The organism is Legionella sp. W10-070, from assembly GCF_900640175.1.
Taxonomy (GTDB): domain Bacteria; phylum Pseudomonadota; class Gammaproteobacteria; order Legionellales; family Legionellaceae; genus Tatlockia.
Genome location: NZ_CAAAJC010000046.1, coordinates 1 through 5,947 on the forward strand (window position 1 = coordinate 1; position 5,947 = coordinate 5,947).

A 5,947-nucleotide genomic window follows, 5' to 3' on the forward strand; every position below is an offset into this window, starting at 1 on the left:
TGTTGTTCCTGTACCAAGCACTTCTTACTCCATTAAAATAAAAAAGCTCTTAAACAGCATTATAAGAGCTTTGTCAATAAAAACTTAGGGCCAATTGGAAGCTTTATGCGCGGAATCTAGTTTCAAACCTTGTCAAGAGGATAGTTAGTTTCGTGTGGTTTGCGCGGATCCGGCTCATAAAGCGCGGGAAGTGAGCAGTTTAAGTTGAAATGTCAACAACCCCTGATTATCATCAATGGTCTTTTTATGACTTATTGTTAATCGATAAGCAAAAATTGAGTACTTTTAGATGATTAATCAATTTCAAACAGGTATTATCGGCCATTTTAAACAACGAGGAGCCAAAGGATGGATAACTGTATAGCTGGTGTTGATGAGGTAGGGCGAGGACCACTGGCTGGACCTGTTGTTACAGCGGCAGTTATTTTGAATAAACCAATAGAGGGCATTACGGACTCCAAAAAGCTGACACCTGCCAAGCGTAAAGAATTGGCTGCCCGGATTAAAGAGGAAGCCCGTTGTTTTGCTTATGGTCGTGCTGAGGTGGAAGAAATAGACCGATTAAACATTCATCATGCGACCTTATTGGCCATGAAAAGGGCAATTGATGCATTAACGATAAGACCAAATGAAATTTTAATAGATGGTAAATTTATTCCACAAATAGCTCTTCCTTGTAAGGCGATTATCAATGGTGATGCTCTGGTTCCTTCTATTGGGGCAGCCTCTATTTTGGCGAAGGTATTGCGGGATCAGGAAATGGAAGCGATGGAGCTAATTTATCCGGGTTATGGGTTTGCTGCTCATAAAGGCTATGCAACAGTAATGCATAAAAGAGCATTAACTGAACGTGGTCCTTGTGCTATTCACCGCAAAAGTTTTGCTCCAGTTACTAATTTATTAATGGTTTCTGATTAAAATTAATACGCACCTAAAACAAGCTGTTAAATAAAATTCGATGGGAGCTAATCGACATAAGAATGCCGAAACTGGCAAGAAAAGTCACCATTGCTGTTCCGCCGTAACTAACCAGAGGCAGGGGAATGCCTACTACAGGTAAGATGCCCATTACCATGCCAATATTGACAAACGCTGATAAAAAAAATGTCATGGCAAGGCTTGCAGCTAATAACCGGGTGAAACTTGTTTGTGCATGTCTTGCTATATAGAGGCCGCGTAAAGAGATTAAAATAATCAAAACAAGTAAAATACTACTGCCGATAAAACCAAGCTCTTCACCGCTCACTGCAAAAATGAAATCAGTAGCGTGCTCAGGTAAAAAGTTAAGGTGAGATTGGCTGCCTTCAAGCCAACCTTTGCCAAAGGTTCCGCCTGAGCCTATTGCTATCTTGGATTGAATAATATGATAACCTGAACCAAGAGGGTCATGTTCGGGATTCAACAAAGTAAAAATTCTTTGTTTCTGATAAGAATGCATAAAATGCCATAATACAGGTGCTGCAAATCCTATCATAGCGACCATAACAAGTAATATCTGAACACTTATTCCGGCAAGAAAAACCACACTTAATCCTGCGGCTACAACCATAATTGCCGTGCCTAAATCAGGTTGCTTGGCAATTAAAAGGGCAGGAAGAAAAATAATAGCCCCAGCAACCAGCAAGGACTTAATATCTGCTGATTTATGATCGAAATACCAGGCTGTCATCATGGGAACTGCCAGTTTCATAATTTCAGAGGGTTGAAAGCGGAAGAATCCCAGGTCAAGCCAGCGTTGAGCCCCTTTACCAATTTTTCCCATGAGCATCACAGCAATAAGCAGCCCTAAACCCACGCCGTAAATCCATGGCGTCCATATTTTGTATTTGTGGGGTGGGATCATGGCAAAAATAAACATTATCCCGCATGCAAAAATTAATCTCATGGCCTGGCGAACAACCATGCTGGCATTTTGATTAGAGGCGCTATAGAGAATCAACATACCAAACAGGATTAATGTCAGCAGCAGGCCCAGCAAGGGTAAATCAATGTGAATTGATTTGGCAGTTAATCGATAAACGGGGCGTGCGTGAGTTCTCATGATTTTACTTCTTTCTTTAATTCAAAATAGGCATCCATAACCTTGCGTGCTACATTGGAGGCTACAAAATCGTTCTCAACGATCACTGCCAGGGCTACTTCCGGTTTCTCTACAGGAGCGAAGGCAATAAACAAGGAATTATCCCTTAAGTATTCGGGGATGTCTTCATAACGTGCTTTCTCATACTGTCTACCTCCAAATACTTGTGCAGTACCGGTTTTAGCGGCAACAGAGTAGGGGGGCTTGCGGCCGAAACGATACCCTGTACCTTCGTTACTGACAATCACAGCTCGCATTGCTTCGGCAATAATTGACCAATAATTGTCATCCTTAAGATGCATTGGATACTCTTCCAATAGTTTATATTCGTGAAATTCCCCTTTATCACTCTGGGATTTTAGTAACAGATGGGGGCGATATCGTTTTCCTTTTTGACTTAAAGAGGCTGTTGCATTAGCTAATTGTAAGGGGGAGGCCAACATAAAACCTTGTCCGATAGAGGTAATAATAGTGTCGCCAGGATACCAGGGAATGCCTTTGTTTTGTATTTTCCACCGTTTGTTGGGCATTAAACCAGGCGCCTCTTCAAATAGATCAACATGGGTTAATTGGCCAAAACCAAACTGCACCAGCATATCTTCAATCGCTGAGATACCCATTTTATGGCCTAATTGATAGAAATAAGTATCGCAAGATACGGTAATTGCTCGTTTTAGGCTAATCATTCCATGGCCCGTCTTTTTCCAGTCACGATAAGCATGACTGATTCCCGGTAATTTAAACCAGCCTGGGTCGTAAATGCTGTAATGACTGTCTATCACCCCTTTTTCCAATCCAGCGATTCCCATAAAGGGTTTTATCGTCGATGCAGGAGGGTAAAGGCCTCTTACCGCACGGTTATAAAGTGGTTTCTCACGGGCTGCGGCAAGATTTTGATAATCCTTGGAGGTAATCCCTTTAACGAAAATGTTGGGGTCAAAACTGGGGGAACTGGCCATGGCAAGGATATCACCATTGTGTGGATCGATTGCCACAACAGCTCCTCGCTTGTCTTTTAATGCTTGATAAGCGGCTTCCTGCAGGCGAGAGTCTATGGTTAAGAATAGTTTTTCACCAGAAACAGGATTTTGTTTATGAAGTACTCTTAATGTCCTGCCGCTAACGTCCGTTTCAACCTGCTGATAGCCTACTTCCCCATGTAAAATATTTTCATAGTATTTTTCAATGCCAGCTTTACCTATAAAATTCGTGGCACGATAATTGGTTGGATCAACCTGACGCAGTTCCTGCACATTAATGCGGCCTACATACCCTAAAATGTGGGCGGCAACTTCCCCAAAAGGATAGAATCTCATAAGCCTTGCTTTAATACTGACCCCAGGGAATTGATATTGGTTGCTGGCGAACGTAGCGACCTCTTCCTGGCTAAGTTTCAGTTTGAGAGGTATTGGGACGAAAGAACGGTTTTGTTTACGAGCCCGTTTAAAATTGTCAATGTCGTCTTCATTAATGGAGGGAAGCAGGTTTACTAATTTTTCTAATGTTTGAGGCATATTTTTTACACGTTCAGGAATAATTTCCAGAACATAAACCGGTGTGTTCTCAGCAAGCACAATACCATTTCGATCAAGAATAATTCCTCTGGGGGGGGCAATAGGAATAATACCCATTTGATTTTTTAGTGATAAGGTTTGATAACGTTTAAACTGGGAAATTTGTAAATAGGCCAAGCGTGCAATCAGGATGCAGGATAGGAGAACGATTAACACAACGAGCAGGTTCAAGCGAAAGCGCTGTATATGTGACTCCGAGCACTCATTTCTCACTGATTGATTTAGACGCATCTTAAATAATCTATCCTCAGGGGAAAACAGTAGATATGTTAGCTTAAAACCTCATTTGTGATAAGGGTGATTGTGCATAATAGACCAGGCTCTGTAGAGTGCTTCAAACAGGATAATCCGAACCAGAGGATGGGGAAGCGTCAGGTTTGATAAGGACCAACGTTCATGAGATTTGGCTAGAATAGAAGGGCTTAACCCTTCTGGGCCACCTATAAAAAAACATAAGTGACTTGTAATCTGCTGTAATTGTCCCAGTTTTAAAGCTAATTTTTCACTGCTGAATTCCTCTCCACCAATATCCATGGCTATAAGATGGGCTCCTTGAGGAATTGCTGTTGTCATCAAGGTCGCTTCTTTTTCTAAAATGCGTGACAAATCACTGGACTTTCCTCGCTTTGCCAGAGGAATTTCAATCAAATTCAGATTTACATGTTCTTGTAGTCGTTTTGAATACTCAGAAACACCCTGAGTAACCCAAGACGGCATTTTATTACCGCAGGCAATGAGAGTAAGTTTTAACATACTTTTGCTTATTTAGACGAGGGATTGCCTAGCCAGAGGCTTTCCAGATTATAGAAAGCACGGATATCAGGTTGCATAACATGCAACACAATATCACCAAAGTCTACCAGAACCCATTCACCGCTTTCCAAACCAGTATGGCTAAGCACAGTCAAGTCTGTTTTTTTCATTGCTTCAATTGCAAACTCAGCAATCGCTTTTACATGGCGTGATGAACGTCCGCTACAGACGACCATATAATCAGTTACTGAAGTTTGCTGGATGACATCAATCACAACAATATCAATTGCCTGGTTATCATCCAGCGTAGTTATTAGTTTTTTTAAAAATAGTGGTTGTTCTGACATAGGATACTAAAAATATTAATTCAAAAAGGGTTGGATAATAACAGTAATTAGTGAAACTCTCAAAGGGTGGATGTTATAAAAATAAGGTTTTCCTGAGCGATGTCCCACGATCAAGCCATGGGGCGTCGAAAAGCATCAGGAATAAAGTGCTAGAGCGCCGAATGATTTAAATTTAAGCAGTAGTCTAGCCCCTACGTACCGCGCTTTATGCGCGGTATCCAGTGCGATATTCGCGGTTAACACAGCGTTTTTTTGAATCAGGTCTCTGGATTCCGCGCATAAAGCTTCCAATTGGCCCTAAGTTTTTATTGACAAAACATTTTTGAACATTTCTGCAGCAATTCCTAGAGCTTGAAATCCCAACCACATTGATTTGATGCCAGGTGGTAGGGATTTTTTTGTACTTTATATCCACCCATACGGGCAATTTGTATAATAACTTCTGCTAGAGGCGGTGGTTCTAAAGGGAGGGGCTCTTTTAAATAAATATAAGGAGATTTCCACTCATATTCATTAAATAACTCATCAGCCTTACATTCAGGATCTACTCGTCCCACATAAATAACCCAATATAAACGGCAGGCAGAAAGTGAAATGAGCGCTAAAGCACTAATAATTGCTTGTCGCGAAGAGTGCAGATAAATTTCGTCGATTTGATAACCCGTTTTTAAAATTTTATGATAATCCTCAATGTGCCACCTCGACTTATAGATATTCACCACTTCTTTTTTTTGTTCGATGGTTTTTGTAGGAAGGTTGGTGAGCAAAATCCAACAGTACTCCTCATTGTAAGCCATAACCACATCGACCTTGATTGGAGTATATTGTTCCTTTGAAACATCACGAGGCACAGGAAGAGCAACGGATTGAAGTGATTTGAGCTGAAGAGTGATCTCTTTAATTTCATGCGTACTGGACTCATTGATTAGAGTGGTTAGTGTCCCCTCATCAGGCTGTTGCTCTAATAATGAAAATAATTTATCCGCATACTTTGAGTAACATTCTCCAGTAAAACGATTATGTTGGGCACGTATGACAAACCGTTCGTTCGATTCGATAAGGTCGTGTAAAAACTCAAAAATGTCGCTTTCTCTATCGGCTACAGTAATCACAGGGGTCGTAAGTTCCCCCAAACGCTCCCTCCTTTTTTGAGAGGATTCAATCCAGCTATAGCTATGTTTTTCTTCTATAGG

At 41.1% G+C, this 5,947-nt stretch carries 6 protein-coding genes; 1 reads left to right on the forward strand and 5 read right to left on the reverse strand.

Translation table 11 applies throughout. The features are described 5' to 3' along the window. Positions 1-348 precede the first annotated feature (348 nt). A complete protein-coding gene (gene rnhB, locus E1O65_RS12240) occupies positions 349-918 on the forward strand; it encodes a ribonuclease HII (RefSeq protein WP_133133878.1) in 570 nt (189 codons plus the stop codon). Positions 919-931: 13 nt separating this feature from the next. On the opposite strand, the gene rodA is transcribed toward rnhB, so the two are convergent. The 5 genes from rodA to E1O65_RS12265 form a co-directional block, all read right to left on the reverse strand. Next, a complete protein-coding gene (rodA, locus tag E1O65_RS12245) occupies positions 932-2,041 on the reverse strand; it encodes a rod shape-determining protein RodA (protein ID WP_133133879.1) in 1,110 nt (369 codons plus the stop codon). Next, positions 2,038-3,885, reverse strand: a complete 1,848-nt coding sequence (mrdA, locus tag E1O65_RS12250; protein ID WP_133133880.1) for a penicillin-binding protein 2 — start codon at positions 3,883-3,885, stop codon at positions 2,038-2,040. The genes rodA and mrdA overlap by 4 nt, the downstream gene beginning before the upstream one ends. Before the next feature lie 51 nt (positions 3,886-3,936). Next, on the reverse strand, positions 3,937-4,407 hold the full coding sequence (rlmH, locus tag E1O65_RS12255) for a 23S rRNA (pseudouridine(1915)-N(3))-methyltransferase RlmH (protein WP_133133881.1): 471 nt from the start codon (positions 4,405-4,407) through the stop codon (positions 3,937-3,939). Positions 4,408-4,415: 8 nt separating this feature from the next. Next, complete coding sequence (gene rsfS, locus E1O65_RS12260; RefSeq protein ID WP_133133882.1) at positions 4,416-4,754, reverse strand: ribosome silencing factor; 339 nt, start codon at positions 4,752-4,754, stop codon at positions 4,416-4,418. 344 nt (positions 4,755-5,098) lie between these two features. Beyond that, a partial coding sequence (locus E1O65_RS12265; RefSeq protein WP_133133883.1) for an IS4 family transposase occupies positions 5,099-5,947 on the reverse strand: 849 nt, incomplete at its 5' end.